The sequence below is a fragment of the Deltaproteobacteria bacterium genome, assembly GCA_029860075.1.
In the GTDB taxonomy this organism is placed as follows: Bacteria; Desulfobacterota; JADFVX01; order JADFVX01; family JADFVX01; genus JAOUBX01.
Window position 1 is genome coordinate 1 of record JAOUBX010000051.1, and the last position, 16,151, is coordinate 16,151.

14 protein-coding genes and 1 tRNA gene are annotated in these 16,151 nt (G+C 44.7%); all 15 read right to left on the reverse strand.

Annotated features, from left to right (window positions below; genetic code table 11):
* Positions 1 to 98: GIY-YIG nuclease family protein (locus tag OEV42_14310; GenBank protein ID MDH3975449.1), on the reverse strand; the 98-nt coding region annotated here is incomplete at its 3' end.
* A gap of 114 nt (positions 99 to 212) precedes the next feature.
* Positions 213 to 458, reverse strand: a complete 246-nt coding sequence (locus OEV42_14315) for a GIY-YIG nuclease family protein (GenBank protein MDH3975450.1) — start codon at positions 456 to 458, stop codon at positions 213 to 215.
* A gap of 55 nt (positions 459 to 513) precedes the next feature.
* Positions 514 to 589, reverse strand: a tRNA-Ala gene (locus tag OEV42_14320).
* A 6-nt stretch (positions 590 to 595) separates the two neighbouring features.
* Positions 596 to 1,018 (reverse strand): hypothetical protein, encoded by a 423-nt coding sequence (locus OEV42_14325; protein ID MDH3975451.1) that lies wholly within the window; start codon positions 1,016 to 1,018, stop codon positions 596 to 598.
* A 58-nt stretch (positions 1,019 to 1,076) separates the two neighbouring features.
* Positions 1,077 to 1,649 (reverse strand): peptidylprolyl isomerase, encoded by a 573-nt coding sequence (locus tag OEV42_14330; GenBank protein MDH3975452.1) that lies wholly within the window; start codon positions 1,647 to 1,649, stop codon positions 1,077 to 1,079.
* A gap of 138 nt (positions 1,650 to 1,787) precedes the next feature.
* Positions 1,788 to 2,336: a hypothetical protein gene (locus tag OEV42_14335; GenBank protein ID MDH3975453.1), complete on the reverse strand. Its 549-nt coding sequence runs from the start codon at positions 2,334 to 2,336 to the stop codon at positions 1,788 to 1,790.
* Between the two features lie 63 nt (positions 2,337 to 2,399).
* Entirely contained in the window at positions 2,400 to 3,473 is a 1,074-nt protein-coding gene (locus OEV42_14340; GenBank protein MDH3975454.1) for a type IV pilus twitching motility protein PilT, read from the reverse strand.
* Between the two features lie 681 nt (positions 3,474 to 4,154).
* Positions 4,155 to 6,992: an excinuclease ABC subunit UvrA gene (uvrA, locus tag OEV42_14345; GenBank protein ID MDH3975455.1), complete on the reverse strand. Its 2,838-nt coding sequence runs from the start codon at positions 6,990 to 6,992 to the stop codon at positions 4,155 to 4,157.
* Between the two features lie 210 nt (positions 6,993 to 7,202).
* Positions 7,203 to 7,460 carry an antitoxin gene (locus tag OEV42_14350; GenBank protein ID MDH3975456.1) on the reverse strand — a complete coding sequence of 86 codons (258 nt, stop codon included), beginning with the start codon at positions 7,458 to 7,460 and terminating at the stop codon, positions 7,203 to 7,205.
* Positions 7,457 to 7,870 (reverse strand): type II toxin-antitoxin system VapC family toxin, encoded by a 414-nt coding sequence (locus tag OEV42_14355; GenBank protein MDH3975457.1) that lies wholly within the window; start codon positions 7,868 to 7,870, stop codon positions 7,457 to 7,459. Before OEV42_14355 ends, OEV42_14350 begins: the two co-directional genes overlap by 4 nt.
* Before the next feature lie 210 nt (positions 7,871 to 8,080).
* Positions 8,081 to 9,325, reverse strand: coding sequence for a hypothetical protein (locus OEV42_14360; protein ID MDH3975458.1), 1,245 nt, complete (start codon positions 9,323 to 9,325; stop codon positions 8,081 to 8,083).
* 94 nt (positions 9,326 to 9,419) lie between these two features.
* Complete coding sequence (gene alr, locus OEV42_14365; protein MDH3975459.1) at positions 9,420 to 10,622, reverse strand: alanine racemase; 1,203 nt, start codon at positions 10,620 to 10,622, stop codon at positions 9,420 to 9,422.
* A gap of 9 nt (positions 10,623 to 10,631) precedes the next feature.
* The gene (locus OEV42_14370; GenBank protein MDH3975460.1) at positions 10,632 to 12,131 is read right to left on the reverse strand and encodes an Rne/Rng family ribonuclease; all 1,500 of its coding nucleotides are present in this window, start codon (positions 12,129 to 12,131) and stop codon (positions 10,632 to 10,634) included.
* Positions 12,132 to 12,134: 3 nt separating this feature from the next.
* Positions 12,135 to 14,690, reverse strand: coding sequence for a TIGR03960 family B12-binding radical SAM protein (locus tag OEV42_14375; protein ID MDH3975461.1), 2,556 nt, complete (start codon positions 14,688 to 14,690; stop codon positions 12,135 to 12,137).
* A gap of 54 nt (positions 14,691 to 14,744) precedes the next feature.
* The gene (locus OEV42_14380; GenBank protein MDH3975462.1) at positions 14,745 to 16,016 is read right to left on the reverse strand and encodes a BamA/TamA family outer membrane protein; all 1,272 of its coding nucleotides are present in this window, start codon (positions 16,014 to 16,016) and stop codon (positions 14,745 to 14,747) included.
* Between the last annotated feature and the right edge of the window lie 135 nt (positions 16,017 to 16,151).

The following is a 16,151-nucleotide window of genomic DNA, read 5'->3' on the forward strand; positions in this document are numbered from 1 at the left end:
CTATTATGTTCTACTATTCTACGGGACAAATCGTTTGTATGACCGACATATGAGGTGCCGGTTTTCAGGCTTTTTAATAGATATACGTAATAGGGCATAACCATCCCGTTATAAAAAAAGGACTGCACTTTGGCAGTCCCTTTTCTATATTTTGGTGGAGCTGAGCGGGGTCGAACCGCCGACCTGTCGATGCGACCGTTCTCTCTGCTTGTTTATAAAAAGCCTTTCTTTTTTAGTTCCAACCTTCCTTCTACAGATTTATAAAATTTTTCTCTTCGCATTGCATCACTGCGGGTTTGAAACTCTTCATGGTAGATCAATTCCCAGGGTGCTTTGTTTTTCGTATATTTGTTTTTACCGCTATTATGTTCTACTATTCTACGGGACAAATCGTTTGTATGACCGACATATGAGGTGCCGGTTTTCAGGCTTTTTAATAGATATACGTAATAGGGCATAACCATCCCGTTATAAAAAAAGGGACTGCACTTTGGCAGTCCCTTTTCTATATTTTGGTGGAGCTGAGCGGGGTCGAACCGCCGACCTCTTGAATGCCATTCAAGCGCTCTCCCAACTGAGCTACAGCCCCGTTAAATTATTTCTCAGATTCCTCTTTCTTTTCTGTAGAAGCTTTTTCTGTTTTAGCTTCATCAGCGTCTTCTTTTTGCTCAGTTTTCTCAGCCTTGTCTTCGACTGTTTCTTCTACAGGAGTCTCTTCGCCTACCGCTTCAAGCTCTTTGTTTTTCTCTTCAATTTTACCAATAATACTATCGATATTAGCAATACTCTCGTCGAAGAGCCTGGACTTTAACTTCTTTTCCTTGACCGAATTAAAGACTTCTTCACCCAGATCTGCGAGGAGTCTTTTCCTTTCTCTTTGCAGGGATGTGATATCGAGCTTTAGCTTGACAATATGCGAAGATTGGGTAATAGAATCCTTTGCTTTTCCAATGCCTCTTTTGGAAAGCTCGCTTAACTTGGCTAATGCTGCCTGCAGGTTTTTCTCTGTATTTCCCACTCTTTTCACCTCAGGTTCAAAGATTAGATATGTTAGTTAAAAAGAGGTTAAATGTCAATTAATTTCCGCTCTTTTTAGGCTTCTCCACCCTCTTTATAATAACCTTTTTGAGGACTACATCTTCAATTGGTTTGTCCCTGCGATTTCTTTTTACTCTTGCTATTTCTTTAACAAGATCAAGACCATCGAGAACCTGTCCGAATATGGTATGACGGCCGTCGAGGTGAGGTGTGGGCACTTCTGTAATAAAAAACTGGCTGCCGTTTGTGTTTGGTCCTCTATTTGCCATGGAGAGTTTCCCCGGCGCATTATGTCTGAGCTTTGGTGTAAACTCATCTTCAAAATTATATCCCGGGCCTCCTGTCCCGTTTCCTGCCGGGTCTCCCCCCTGGATCATAAACTTGGGGATGACTCTGTGGAAAATGGTTCCATTGTAAAGAGGCCTCTTTGTCATTTTGCCCGTTTTTGGATCACGCCACTCCTTTTTACCTTCTGCAAGCTCAACAAAGTTGGCTACCGTTTTGGGAGCCTCCTTCTCGAAAAGTATTACCGTAATATTCCCCATCGATGTTTCAAAGATGGCGTACAGTCCCGGTGTCGTGAGTTCAGCAGCCGTTGCCGATAAGGGCATTAGCGCTATGAGTGAAATAATTACTGCAAGTATAGCTTTTTTTACAAACATAAAAATCCTCCACATATTTTTTTTCAATAATTATGAGAGATAGTCTTACTCTCTAAAATAGCTTATGAATAAAGCTGATCGCTTTATTTAATCAATAAATGCGTTATCAGGAATACCCGGTTCATTACTCTTTTCTTCAGGCTGGTCTCCCTGAGCAGGAGTGCTTTCCTTAAGGCTTTCCACCCTGCTTATCATGTTTTTATTGAGATAAAAATACCTTCCGTTTTTTATCATGCTGATGAATTTGCCCTCCAGGTTGAGACAGTCTGAAAGCCTTGATCTCTCTTTTGGGACTTCTGAAATCATGGCGCCCTCAAAATTTTCGCTATTGGCAAAGCTTATTTTTACCTTTTCAATATGGTAAAGGCCCATAGAAAGTTTTTCTTCATCTTCCGGTGTTGAAAGTTCACCCTCCATGATTACGATCTGGTCCTTGTTTAAAAATTCCACCCTTCCTTCGTCCTTTAGAGAGAGAGGAATAAAGACCTTTTCTCCTTCCAGAATATCAGCGACCTTCTGGTGTCCATAATGACTCTCTGAATAAGAGGCAAGGAAAACCTCTCCCTTCAGCTTTGTTTTGTCCGGAAGGATGGCTGTAACGGTTGCTTTGTCTTTTTGAACGCTTAAATCATCCATTATTCCCTCTGTTAAAAAGAATGATCAGGGTGTAAGGTAACTTTTTACTTTAAAATTAAGAGATCAGGTCGGTTTGAATTTGATGCCTGCCTTGGCCATGCCATCGGCTAAGGATTTCTTGTCTATTGCTTTTAAGTAAGCTTCTTCAGGGGCTACCTTTTTTTGTTTTACAAAGTCAATAAGAACATCGTTCATTGTTTGCATTCCTACATTTTTTGCCGTTTGCATGATGGACGGGATCTGGAAAGTTTTTCCTTCCCTTATGAGGTTGGACACAGCGCTGTTGACGACGAGGATCTCCAGCACGGCAACACGGCCGCCTCCTATTTTTTTGCACAGGGTTTGGGAAATAACGCCGATAAGTGATTCAGAAAGCATGGCCCTGATCTGACTCTGGCGGTCGGCGGGAAACTGATCGATCATTCTGTCGACTGTCGAGGCCGCCGTATTGGTATGGAGTGTTCCGAAAACAAGGTGGCCTGTTTCTGCCGTCTCAATGGCAATTTCAGTTGTTTCAAGGTCCCTAAGCTCACCGAGAAGGACGATGTCTGGGTCTTCTCTCAGCGCCGCTCTAAGGGCATTTTTGAAGGACATGGTTGTTGTCCCTACTTCTCTCTGGTTAATGAGGCATTTTTTGTGGGGATGAACGAATTCGACAGGGTCTTCGATAGTGATGATATGATCACTTTTTTTGGTGTTAATGTGGTCGATAAGGGCTGCCAGGGTTGTTGATTTTCCCGAACCCGTTGGTCCTGTAACGAGGACAAGTCCCTTTGAGTGGTCACAGAAATTAACGGCAGCCTGAGGAATGTTAAGTTGTTCAACAGTCAGTATTTCTGCCGGAATTTGTCTGAAGACGGCGCCAACGCCTGCCAGATCCATGAACATGTTAGAGCGCATCCTGGCCCTCGTACCCACCTGGTAAGAGAAGTCCGTATCCTTTGTTTCCTCAAACTCAGCTATATTTCGCTGGGGCATGATGGGCTTTAGGAGAGCCCAAAGGTCATCGTGTGAGAGTTCACTTGTATCTTCAAGGAAGGCCATGTCGCCATCTTGCCTGATCATGGGTCTGAGGCCCGACTTCAGATGCAGATCTGATGCTCCTTTGTCAAGCATTTTGTTAAAGAGTTTGTCTATTTTCTGGGGAGCGCCTATAGCAATATTCGGTTTTTGCTGTTGAGTTTGGGACTGGTCTGCCGGTGGTGCTCCTCCCGCTGCTGCCTGCCCGGTCCCTGCCGGCATAATCCTGGCGCTTACGTTATCACCTTTGGTAATTACCGTAATTTTGACCTGACCCATGGGGCTGTCGTAGGAAAAATCCTTTGCTGAACCTTCGACTTCATTTTGAAAACCTGCGGGAAGTATTTCCGAGAGAACCGATATGATCTGGCTTCCTGCCAGCGGAGCGCTGCTCAGGGCTTTTGAGGCGCCGCTTATCATCAGTTCCACACCTGCTCCGGACCTGAGAGTGATGGCCTGGGCTCCCGGTTTTTTTAGAGGTTCTATATAACGATCAATGATTGCCAAGACAACCTCCTTTGACAGGATTAAAAGAGATAAAAAAGTGAAGATTCTACATCCAATGATAAAAGATATCGCTTAAGAAACTTCATGTCAAGAATAATTAGTTTTGTAAAGGCTTGATAAACCGGATCAATTTCTACTTTAGACGGGGTCCTTGCAATATGTCTGCTTCCGTAAGCTAATGGCAGGCGGAAAAGGGTTTTTACTCGCTTGGGCTGCTGGAACGAGCAAATTGCCACGCCCTTGCTGTTCCGGCCAGGAAAAGAGTCTTGTCCCTCCTTTTGAATTGCTTTGCTAGGAGACCTCGTGAGAAATCCGGGACAGAACAGCCTTTACATAGCTTCCCGTATAAGATCTTGAGCATTGAGCAATCTCCTCGGGCGCACCCTGGAATATTATCTCTCCTCCCTTGTCTCCCCCGTCGGGACCGAGATCTATAATATGGTCGGAGGTTTTGATCACGTCCAGATTATGCTCGATAATAATAATGGAATTGCCGGCGTCGGCAAGGCGATTGAGCACATCAAGAAGGTTTTGTATGTCGGCAAAGTGGAGCCCTGTTGTAGGTTCATCGAGTATGTAAAGCGTCTTGCCGGTGCTTCTTTTGGATAGCTCTTTGGAAAGTTTTATCCTCTGGGCTTCACCGCCGGAAAGGGTTGTAGCCGCCTGCCCAAGCTGGATATAGCCGAGCCCCACATCGTGCAGTGTCTGTAATTTGTTGTAGATGGATGGTATGTTGCGGAAAAACACAATGCCTTCCGTTACAGTCATTTCAAGGATGTCTGAAATACTTTTTCCCTTGTATTTTATTTCCAGTGTCTCCCGGTTGTAGCGGTGTCCCTTACATACCTCGCACTGGACATAAACGTCAGGGAGGAAGTGCATTTCGATCTTGATGATCCCGTCACCGGCACAGGCCTCGCAGCGGCCTCCTTTTACATTGAAAGAGAAACGCCCCGGCTTGTATCCTCTTGCCCGCGCGTCCGGCAACTGGGCAAAAAGCTCCCTGATGGGCGTAAAGAGGCCTGTATAGGTGGCAGGATTGGAACGTGGTGTTCTTCCTATGGGGGACTGGTCAATATCGATTACCTTATCAATATGTTCCAGACCTCCGATAGATTTTGCTGCTTCTGCTTTTTCCCTGGACCGGTAGAGCCTCTGGGCGACAGTTTTATAGAGTGTATCGATGACAAGAGTTGATTTACCCGAACCGGATACACCGGTGACGCAGGTAATCTTGCCGAGAGGGAAGGAGACGGAAATATTTTTAAGGTTGTGTCCCGAAGCGCCTTTTATGGTGATAGAGGCTCCGCTTCCTTTTCTCCGTTTTTTTGGCACAGGGATAACGAGTTCTCTCGACAGGTATTTTCCGGTAAGGGATTTTTTTGACTTCATGATCTGGCCAGGCGTGCCAATGGCTACGATTTCCCCGCCATTGACACCTGCCCCCGGACCCATGTCGAGAACATAGTCCGATTCGAGGATGGTCTCTTCGTCATGTTCTACAACAAGCACTGTATTTCCAATATCTCTCAGCCTCTTGAGCGTCTCAATGAGCCTTGAATTGTCTTTCTGGTGCAGTCCGATGGAAGGTTCATCGAGAATATAAAGAACGCCTACCAGTGAAGAGCCGATTTGTGTGGCCAGGCGTATCCTCTGGCCTTCTCCTCCCGAGAGGGTGGCGGAGGTTCTGTCAAGAGTAAGGTAATCAAGCCCCACATTGACGAGGAAAGTAAGGCGGTCCCTGATTTCCTTTAAAATTCTCCGTCCGATTTCTCTTTCTTTTTCAGTAAGCTCCAGTTTTTCAAAGAAATACCGGGCGTCCTTAATAGACATTTTTGTGATTTCATTGATCTTGTTTCCATTTACCGTAATACTCAAACTCTCTTTTTTAAGCCTTGCGCCATTGCAGTCCTGACAGAGTTGAATGTTCATGAAACGTTCTATTTCTTCCCGGGCGGATTCAGATTCCGTTTCACGGTAGCGCCTTGAGATATTTTCTATAATCCCTTCGAAAGGCCGCTTGTAGAAATAGCGTCTGTCATCCTTTTCATAGAAAAAGTCGATTTCCTCTTTTCCCGATCCGTAAAAAAGAACATTCCTGATTTTTTCGGGCAGTTTCTTAAAGGGCGTATAAATATCAAAGTCATAATGATTGGATAGCGCTTCCAGCATCTGGTGATAATAAAGGGAACTCTTTTTCTCCCAGGGGACAATGGCGCCCTCCCTTATGGAGACGGTGTCATCAGGAACGATAAGCTCCGGGTCGAAGAAGCGCCTTGTGCCGAGGCCGTCACAGGAAGGGCAGGCGCCGTAGGGGTTGTTAAATGAAAACATGCGCGGTGTAATTTCGGGATAGCTGATGCCGCAGTCGATGCAGGAAAACCTTTCGCTGAACATGTGGCTTTCGCCGTCAACCTCATTGATGAGAACAAGTCCTTCAGCCAGTTTTAAGGCTGTTTCGATAGAATCGGCGAGCCGTGTTTTGATATCATTCTTTATGACCAGTCTGTCGATGACAACTTCGACATCATGCTTTTTTTTCTTGTCCAGAGTGATTTCTTCTGCCAGATCTTTCAATTCGCCATCGACCCTTACTCTCACAAAACCTTCTTTTCTGAAGGTTTCAAACTCTTTCCTGTACTCGCCCTTTCTGCCCCTTACTACGGGCGCCATAACCATGATTTTTGTCTTTTCAGGCAGTTCCATTACTTTATCTACCATCTGTGAAATGGTTTGCGACACAATCTCCTTGCTGCAGGCATAACAATGGGGGTGGCCGACTCTGGCATAGAGAAGCCTCAGGTAGTCGTAAATTTCAGTAACTGTTCCAACGGTGGAACGGGGATTTTTTGATGTTGTTTTTTGCTCGATGGAGATGGCCGGAGAAAGGCCCTCAATAGACTCAACGTCAGGCTTTTCCATCTGCTCCAGGAATTGTCTGGCATAAGCGGAAAGTGATTCCACATAACGTCTTTGTCCTTCGGCATAGATGGTATCGAAGGCAAGTGATGATTTGCCCGAGCCTGAAAGGCCTGTAATGACGACAAGCTTATCTCTCGGAATTTCAACGTCAATATTCTTGAGATTGTGCTCTTTGGCACTTTTTACAATGATATTTTTACTGATCAAAATTTACCCCGGATTAATTTGTAGAACTTGGTAAGATAGCAGAAAAAAGGGAAGGATGTAAAGAGATGCGAGGGATTTGATTTTGTCTAATATTTTTGTTCTTTCCCGAAGTTAGAGGAAAAGGCAAATGACAAATTTTAAGTTTTTGGAAATGATGAATAAAAGATGTAAACAGAACATTGAGTATTACCAAAAAATTACGAAGAGAAACTACTTCCACATTTCTTCATCTATTTTTTCTGTTTCAGCAATATTTTTATTGAATTCAGCGCTATCTTCATCGCACCATGTACCTGCCAGATAATCCAGGTCGTCATAGCTTTTTCTTCGTTTCGGCTTTTCGAAACCAAGTGACGCCCTGATGGTTTTAAGAACGATTGCATTCAGGCTCATACCTTCTTTTTTTGCCTTTTCCTTTAAGGCTTTTGCTGTTTCTTCATCAATGCCCCGAATTGTCATAACACTCATAACTGTTTCCTCCTTAAACTCATGTCGTGAAGCATTAATCCGTCAATATAACTAAAGTGATTATCAAAGGTAAAAACGGCCAGACCCTGTTTCATTGCATTTGCGGCTATCCATATATCATTGGATGGTATCGGTTTCCCCTTATTTTTCAGATCCCAATATATTTTTGAATAATATTCCGCTGTTTCTTCATCAAGTTGGAGCAGATTAACACGGGGGGAATCCAGAAATTGGTCCAGTTCCTCCTTGTTTTTGAGTTCTCTTTTCCCTCCCTTGAATCCGCACAATAACTCACCGAAAACAACCATGCTTAAACCTATGTATTCGGCATGTTGTAAAACATCTAAAACAAGTGAGTCATTACGTTTAAATGCAACATAAACATTGGTATCAATCAATATTCGCTTCATAGAAGTCCCCGGTTTTTTAAAATCACTCTATTCACTATATGATAGCAAAGTGAAGTCATGAAGTGCAACTATATGTTTGTTTGAAATTGCCTGATGACAAGCTCCGGAATCGGACTCTATTCATAAAAAACAGTTGTTGGCGGGCTGTTGACAAAATCAGGAAGGGCGGAATAAATGAAATATTTCCAGCAATTAAATGATGATGATTCCTTACCAGGGATACTCAAAAATAACCGTTACGGTGCTCCCTTCCCTGCCGGCAGCCAGATCGGCCCGGTAGACGTAACCTGATGCGGAGACAAGCCTGAAACCCACACCATAGGAGGTGCGCCATATATCGCCGAGATCGCTTCTGTGCTCGGCTACGGTGCCCCATTCGTGAAAGAGGGCCATCTGGATTCCCGTGGCTATGTCTTTCCATATCCAGAAGTTAAAGGGCCTGACGGCTTGTGAGAAATTCCACCTGACTTCCGCTGCATAGTAGAGTGAATGTGCGCCGTTATACCTCTGCCTCGAATAAGCGCGGAGCCGGTTTTCACCGCCCAGCGCTGTTGCCGTACCGTTGCTTCTCTGGGCGATGAACATATCCACCAGTTCCTGCTCTGCTTTAAGACACTCCACGTCGCTGGGGGCGCAATTCATGCCCAGTTCATTCCTGATCTTTGATGGGTCTGTATCGCCCTTGCCCCTTACCCTGGCGTCGGAGGCAAAATAGTTGAGCGCCAGTGTTCCCTGACCGGCCAGGGGATAATAGAGGCTCAGGCTCCGGTCGATAACGTAATAATCGGCGTCAACCCTCTTTTGCCGCGGTGATTCGCTTCGTGTCAATTCAAGCCTCAGGCCCTTTCTCGGATCTTGCCTGTCGTCAGTGTAATCAAGAATTATTCCCATCGATGTTTTTTTCGAGTCCCCTTTGTAGGGATCATTCTCCATATTGGAAATGATTTCACCGTCATTGTCATGGACTTTGATAACACGGACAAGTTCTCTTTCATAAGCGCCAAAAAATTCGAGTCTTCTTTCAAGGAGGCTGAGCGTCAGTTTTGCATAATTATTTTCAACCTTGTCCAGTTCCATAATGGTATAGTCATCCTTTTTGGTATCCATTCCACGTTTTTCATAGTTGTTGACAGTGACCCTGCCAATATCCATTTTCTGGACCTCAAGAATGAATAATTTGGGTAAGAGATGAATATCGCCGATACTAACCATGCTTCCCCGTGCGGCGCCTGTTATTCCAAGAAAATAGGCGTCCACATTCGTTTCAGCAACGTTTCCGGCGAGAGCAGTGACGACAATGCCCTTGCCTATGCCTTCCAGGCTGTAGGGGAGGGGAAAGATGAGGTAGGATTGTTCCAAAAGGAACTGTTCTTTTCTTCTTTCAATGGCGGAAGCATCAGAAAGAATAAGAAAGAGCAGGAATTGCAGCAATATGAGGAAACCTTTTTTTTTCATAATGGCTGTATTTATATGGAAATAGGGGCAGCTGAAGCTCTCTATAGAAAAGGTACACCGGGCCAGGGCAAGTGTCAAAAATAAATAATGCCCCCTAATCTTCTCCCTCAATATAGACTCTCGGTACCCGCTGGCTGATGCCGCAGAGGATCTCGTAGGGTATGGTACCGGTAATTTCTGCAACTTCATCGACTGAAATGGCATTACTTCCCTCACCACCGAAGAGATAAACTGTATCTCCCAAGTTGACGCCTTCAATATCGGTCACATCAATCATGGTCATATCCATGCAGACCCTTCCGGCAATCTTTGCCCTTTTGCCCCTTACCAGGACCTCTCCCCTGTTGGAGAGTTCACGCCTGTAGCCGTCTGCATAGCCCACAGGGACGACGGCAATTCTGCTTTTTCTCTCGGCAATAAAGGTCCTGCCGTAACTGACGCTTGATCCCTTATCAATCTCACGGATTTCCGTGATGCCTGTCCTGAAGGACATAACTCCTCTTAATCCTTCTACTTTAGCAAGGTCTGGTGAGGGATAGGCGCCGTAGAGCATGATGCCCGGCCTGACCATATTAAAGAATGCCTCATCATAATTAAAAATGGCGGCGCTGTTCGAGGCATGTCTTAATTTAATATGAAAACCAAGAGACTCTGCCTGAGCAAGGGCTTTTTTAAATTTATCAATCTGATCAAGGGTAAATGATGCCTCTGGTGAGCCGGGCCGGCAGTCAGCTGTTGAGAAGTGTGTTGCCGCGCCTTCCAGGGATAATCCTTTCATTGTTTTAAGGGCGGAAAAAAAAGAGTTTACCTCCCTCCCGTTTATACCGAGGCGTCCCATGCCCGTGTCGATCTTGACATGTACATTGGCCGTTTTGTTTCGTCTCAAGGCTTCTTCATTAATGCGGCTTGCAGAGTCAAGGGTAAAGATGACCGGTGTAAGATCAAAGTCGAAGATGGCTCCTTCCTGGCCTTCCATAAGCCCCCCTAAAATCAGTATGGGAGCCTTTATGCCGCCATTTCGAAGCTCTACTGCCTCTTCAAGGATTGCGACACCGAGAAAGTCGACGCCTTCCTTTTCCAGAGCCCGGGAAACAGGGACTGCGCCATGTCCGTAGGCATCGGCCTTTACGATGGCCATGAGCTTGCACTTGTTCCCTGTCCTCTTTCTGATGATTTTGCAATTGTTCCTGAGGGCAGCGAGGTTTACTTCGCTCACTGTCGGTCTCGAAGGGTAGGGGAGCCTGCTATTTGCTCTGCCGGGTTCTTCCTGCTTTTTCAATAAGTCAACATTTTCCATTTTAACTGTTCAGTGGATATGCCAATCTTCCAGGTGAAGCGAAGGGTCCGGCTTAATTGTTACTGATACGTCATATCTCTTTTCTATGTCACTAATATCTGTTGAAAGGTCATCGAGGAGAAGGTCTGATATTTCAGGATGGACCTGCACGAAGAGTTTGCTCCCCTTGAAAGAAAGGGCCTCTTTCATTATATTTCTCATTATATCGAAAGATATGCTCTCTTTCGATTTGAGGTAGCCCCGCCCTTCACAGTACTCACAGGGTTTGCAGAGCATTTTTACAATGTTGTTTCTGATTCTTTTTCTCGTCATTTCAAGAAGTCCCAGTTCAGATATTTCTGAAACCCGTGTGATGGCCCTGTCTTTCTTCAAGGCTTCCACCATGGACTGGTAGACCTTGTCCCTGTCTTCCAGGCGAATCATGTCGATGAAATCAATAATAATAATTCCGCCAATATTTCTCAGTCTGAACTGATAGGCAATTTCTCTGGCCGCTTCCAGGTTGGTTTTTAGAATGGTATCTTCCAGGTTTTTCTTTCCCGTATATCTCCCCGTATTGACGTCTATGGCTGTCAGGGCTTCTGTTGTTTCAATGATGATATAGCCGCCCGATTTGAGCCAGACCTTTTCATGAAGCATATCATCAATAACCATTTCGATGCCGTGGTAATCGAAGATCGGTTCATCTTCATTATAAAAGCTGACTCTTCCCTTCATATCCAGCATAAGGTTTTCCATGAAAGAGATAATCTTTTCATATTCACTTTTTGAATCGATAAGGATTTCATCAATATCGGTGGAGAGAATATCCCTGATAACACGCAGGGTTATGACAATATCCTGGTGAATAAGTGAAACGGGACGGGTTTTTTCCCCTTTTTCTTTTATCTTTTCCCATATTTTCATAAGAAACTTCATATCAGCGATCATTTCACCTTCTTCTACACCTGAACTTGCCGTTCTGATGATAAAGCCCCCTTTTTCAGGTCTCGATCCGCTAATGATATTTTTTAATCTCTCCCGCTCCGCTTCATCTTCTATCTTTCTCGATATGCCGATGTGATCGGCTTCGGGCATATAGACAAGATATCTGCCGGGAAGGGAAATGTGAGAACTTACCCTGGCCCCTTTTGTTCCTATCGGTTCTTTTGTAATCTGGACCATTATCTCCTGCCCTTCCGTCAGGAGATCTTCGATGGACGCTTCTATGAGCGCAGGGCCTTTTGAGGCGTTATTTGCTTCATTCTCAGGTAGCCCCATAAGCATTTCATAGACCCTCGTATCATCCTGAACGTCGGCAACGTAGAGGAAGGCGGCCCTGTCAAGGCCGATATCGACAAAGGCCGCCTGCATACCCGGCAGTACCCTGTTTACCCTTCCCTTATAAATGTTTCCAAGCAGCGAAGCGTCGTTGCCTCGCTCTACATAAAATTCTACAAGGACATCGTTTTCGAGAAGGGCCACTCTCGTCTCATGCCTCGTTTTGTTTATGATCAGTTTTTTACCCATTTGTTATCCTTTTGCTGCCCTTGCTTCTTCCCTGTGAGCGATAAAGCGGGTATCCGTTTTTATGATTTCCAGTTCGATTTTTTCATTATCTGTCAGAGCGAGGAGATTTGCAAGCGCATCTTCCGCTTTTACCTTTCTTCCCCCTGTTGCGATGACTTCAATTTCTACCTTGCCTTCTTTATCGATATGAATCCCCCTGACTTCCTTTTTCAGGTCGATCTCTTTTTCACCCTTTTTCGTTTTCTTTATAAAAGGCCATTTGTCCGCTGATTCAAAATTGTGGATGGCCTCCCTTATCTTTTGAAGGGAAGACCCCTTTTCGCCGGGAGTTATGACATAAACTTCGCTTTCTGTTGCGTTTGTAATTGATTTCTCTCCACTATAGATTACAAAGGCATCCATCATTTTGCAATAGCCCGGCGCATGAGCCGCAATCTTGTCGAGAAAATAGCCGGCTGTCATGTTTCCGGCCACTTCTATATCAAAGTATTCGGCCAGGCTCTCTGTGGCGAAGGGAATGGGAGATCCGAAAGAGATCTTTGGTGAAGGACGAAATCCTTCCGAGTAGAGAATCGGTATACCGGCTCGTCTTAAAGTTCTGATAAGCACCTGAATCATGTCCGTATGGCCCATAAACCGGGCAGGGCCGCGCTTTGTATAACGTACTCTGAACTTTGTTTTCAGGGGGCTGCTTGTTGAGCTTTTCTTTACAGGCTGCGCCGGGAGCGTTGCCTCCTTGAAGGTTCTTATCTTAAGTATCTTGTGGTCGCAGACACCGCAGACGGAGCACCTGCCATACCTGCAATCCTCCGTCAGTTCTCCCTCATAAGATCTGTTCAGTTCGTCGATGAGGAACTTTTTAGTGACACCGGGATCGATCAAGTCCCACGGCAGGATGTCATCAAGGGCCTTGCTTTCCAGGTAGTTGCTCACTTCAATACCTGATTCTTTAATGGCTTCTTTCCAGTTTTCAGGCCTTAGCCTGTCTCCCCAACTGTCAAAACGGCAGCCTTTTTCAAAAGCCTTCATTATGGTTTTTCCCGTTCGCCTGTCACCCCTGGAGAAGATGCCTTCCAGGAGGGTCATAAAAGGATCATTCCACTTGAGGGAAATGTTTTTGTCCTTTAAGTTCTTTTTCATATAGTCGAGTTTTTCCATGATTTCATCGGTTGAATTTTGTCTTACCCACTGGAAAGGCGTATGTGATTTGGGGACAAATGTGGATAGATTGACTGTCACTTTTCTCATGCTGCCCGCCTTTCTTCCTTCTTTAAGGACCTCCCGGGAGAGCCTCAGAATTTCATTTAAATCATCAAGGGTTTCCGTTGGAAGGCCGATCATGTAGTAAAGTTTGACTGACTGGCATCCGGCGCCTGACATCTTTCTTGCTGTTTGCAGGACCTGTTCCTCGGTAACGCCTTTATTGATGAGATCTCTCATTCTCTGGCTTCCCGCTTCAGGGGCAATGGTGAAGCTCTTTGCTCTCATCTTCTTCATTTCATTCATTATGGCAGGTGTTATCGTATCCACCCGAAGTGACGGAAAGGAGAGATTGACATTTTTTTCGCTATACCTTTTTGCCAGGTCGGGCAGCAGAGTCTCCAGGCATGAATAATCGCCGGTACTTAGCGAAAGGAGGGCCGCTTCATCATTACCCGTTTCAGCAAGCGCCTTTTCTCCCATGCTCCTGATTTTTTCAGGTGATCTCTCTCTTACAGGAAGATAAATATATCCTGCCTGACAGAAATGGCAGAAACGGCTGCATCCCCTGGCTACTTCCAGTGGGACACGGTCATGGACGGGTTTCACATTGGGGATGATAAAGCCTGTAGGGTAGGGGGCCTCTTCAATATCTATAAGAACTCTTCTTTCAACCCTCTTATAGCCTTCTTTAAGAGGGGTGATTTTTTTTATCGGTCCCGACTCATTATAGCTCACCTGAAAGAGTGACGGAACATAGACCCCTTTTATTTGTGACAGTGACTCCAGAAGTTCTTTGCGTGTTTTACCCGCCTCTTTCCATTTGAGATAGGCCTTGCAGATATCCTTTACCCCTTCTTCACCGTCACCGATAAGGAAGGCGTCTACAAATTCCGATAGCGGTTCAGGGTTAAAAGCTGATGGCCCACCTGCAATTATAAGGGGATCCTCTTTATTTCGTTCAGATGATCTGAGAGAAATGCCACCAAGGTCGAGAATATTTAAAAGGTTTGTGTAGCAAAGCTCGTGCTGAAGCGAAAAGCCGATAATATTAAAAGTTGAAAGAGGAAGCGCCGATTCCAGTGATGTAAGGGGCAGTTCATTTTCTCTAAGGAGCTTTTCCATATCATCCCACGGTGCATAGACTCTTTCGGCGGCAATATGGTCGAGAGAGTTGAGAACATGGTAAAGAATCTGCAGTCCCAGGTTTGAAATTCCTATTTCGTATAGATCGGGAAAGGCAAGGGCCACTTTGAGTGAAACCTTGTCAAGGTCCTTCTTTATAGAATTAACCTCTTCTCCGGCATACCTGCCCGGTTTAGAAACGAGAGGAAGTATTTTTTTTAATTTTTTATCCATTAGTTAAAGTTTTTCTCCGAATATTATATGCTAAATATTTTTCCATTGTGAGTTTTAGAAAGTGTGCCTTACTCCCATATACCCTTTTGTTTCATGGCGGTCAAAGTTATAGGCAAAGTCAATACGGCCTACTCCTTTGACAAGCTGCCTTACAAGCAGCCTGAATCCCAACCCGGCGCCCCATTTGAGGTCTTTTGCGCTTAATTCATCTCCCCCTGGCCATGCATAGCCACCATCGATAAAGAGAACACCCCCCCAGTAGTTTTCCGTTATGGGAAAGCGGTATTCCGTATTGGCCTGAAACATCCTGTCACCTTTAAACTCACCGCTTTCATACCCCCTGATGGCTGTAGAGCCCCCTGTATGAGCGTAGATTTCTTCATTCCCCCCTCCTTTAACTTTTGAAGCCTTAAATCTGTAAGCCAGATTCTTTCTCTTGCCAAGGTGGATAAAGTGCTTGAAATTGAGATCATATCTCGTTGAATTAATGTCTGAACCTAATTGCTTGTTTGACCTGCCTATGGACATCTGGAAGAGGAAGCCTTCGTAAGTATAATGGCCCAGGTTGTTAATAATATTATAGCCCCAGTATAGACTGGCAGACTTTATGTCAAGGTTTTCATAGTCCTGTACTATGCCACCCATATAACCGTAATTGTCCCTGCTTGCCGTGTAACTCATTCCTAAGTAGAAATTCTTAATCTGTCTGCTGCCGTCGAGACTGTAAAAGGAGGAGTTTTTTCTATAACGGGATATTTCCTTTCCCTCAAGATAAGTTCGTTCAAGGTACTCTTTTTTTTGAAACCTTGTAGATAAGACAATGTTATTAGTCGTTAACTCATGAGTTGAAAGCTGTAATGAATAATTTTCACCGACATATTCATCGAAGTCATCAATCCAGCTTTTAACCCATTTAAGTTTCAGATAATGTCCCTGTCCCCATAGGTTGAAATCTTCATAGCTGAAGCCTGCCCGGGTATCGGCATCACTGCTTCTTGAAAAAATGGGGAGGGGAAGGTAGGACCATTTTTCATTTACCGTAATCCTCACGTCAATGGCGCCGATCAGTTCAATACCTATCTCCTCGACGGAAACTTCAGAAAAAAGGTCCATATTCATCAGTTGCTGGCGGTTTTTTTCAAGATCTTCAGAATAAATGGCATCGCCTTTACTAAAGGTGAGTTCTTTGAAAATGGTGCTTTTTTTTGTTCTCCGGTCTCCAACGATACTAATGTTCCGGACTATTTTCTTGTCCCCATATTCTGCATAGACATCCGCTGCAGAGGATAAGAGAATAATTATTAGAAGGGAGATTCTTGACAGCAAGGCAAGGGGCATCAATTTTAGAGGGGATTTTGGCTTTATTTACAGCACCAAAGCATAGCAAAAGAGGGACGCAGAAACAAGATAAAATCCTAAAGTTCTGATTTTTTTACAAGCTTTAGCTTGAAAATGGTTTTG

Bases quoted from the DNA above. Each gene is read 5' to 3' on its own strand.
- OEV42_14315 (MDH3975450.1), bottom strand. From the start codon at position 458: ATGCCCTATTACGTATATCTATTAAAAAGCCTGAAAACCGGCACCTCA.
- OEV42_14330 (MDH3975452.1), bottom strand. From the start codon at position 1,649: ATGCCCTTATCGGCAACGGCTGCTGAACTCACGACACCGGGACTGTAC.
- OEV42_14335 (MDH3975453.1), bottom strand. From the start codon at position 2,336: ATGGATGATTTAAGCGTTCAAAAAGACAAAGCAACCGTTACAGCCATC.
- OEV42_14350 (MDH3975456.1), bottom strand. From the start codon at position 7,460: ATGAGTGTTATGACAATTCGGGGCATTGATGAAGAAACAGCAAAAGCC.
- OEV42_14355 (MDH3975457.1), bottom strand. From the start codon at position 7,870: ATGAAGCGAATATTGATTGATACCAATGTTTATGTTGCATTTAAACGT.
- OEV42_14360 (MDH3975458.1), bottom strand. From the start codon at position 9,325: ATGAAAAAAAAAGGTTTCCTCATATTGCTGCAATTCCTGCTCTTTCTT.
- alr (MDH3975459.1), bottom strand. From the start codon at position 10,622: ATGGAAAATGTTGACTTATTGAAAAAGCAGGAAGAACCCGGCAGAGCA.
- OEV42_14370 (MDH3975460.1), bottom strand. From the start codon at position 12,131: ATGGGTAAAAAACTGATCATAAACAAAACGAGGCATGAGACGAGAGTG.
- OEV42_14375 (MDH3975461.1), bottom strand. From the start codon at position 14,690: ATGGATAAAAAATTAAAAAAAATACTTCCTCTCGTTTCTAAACCGGGC.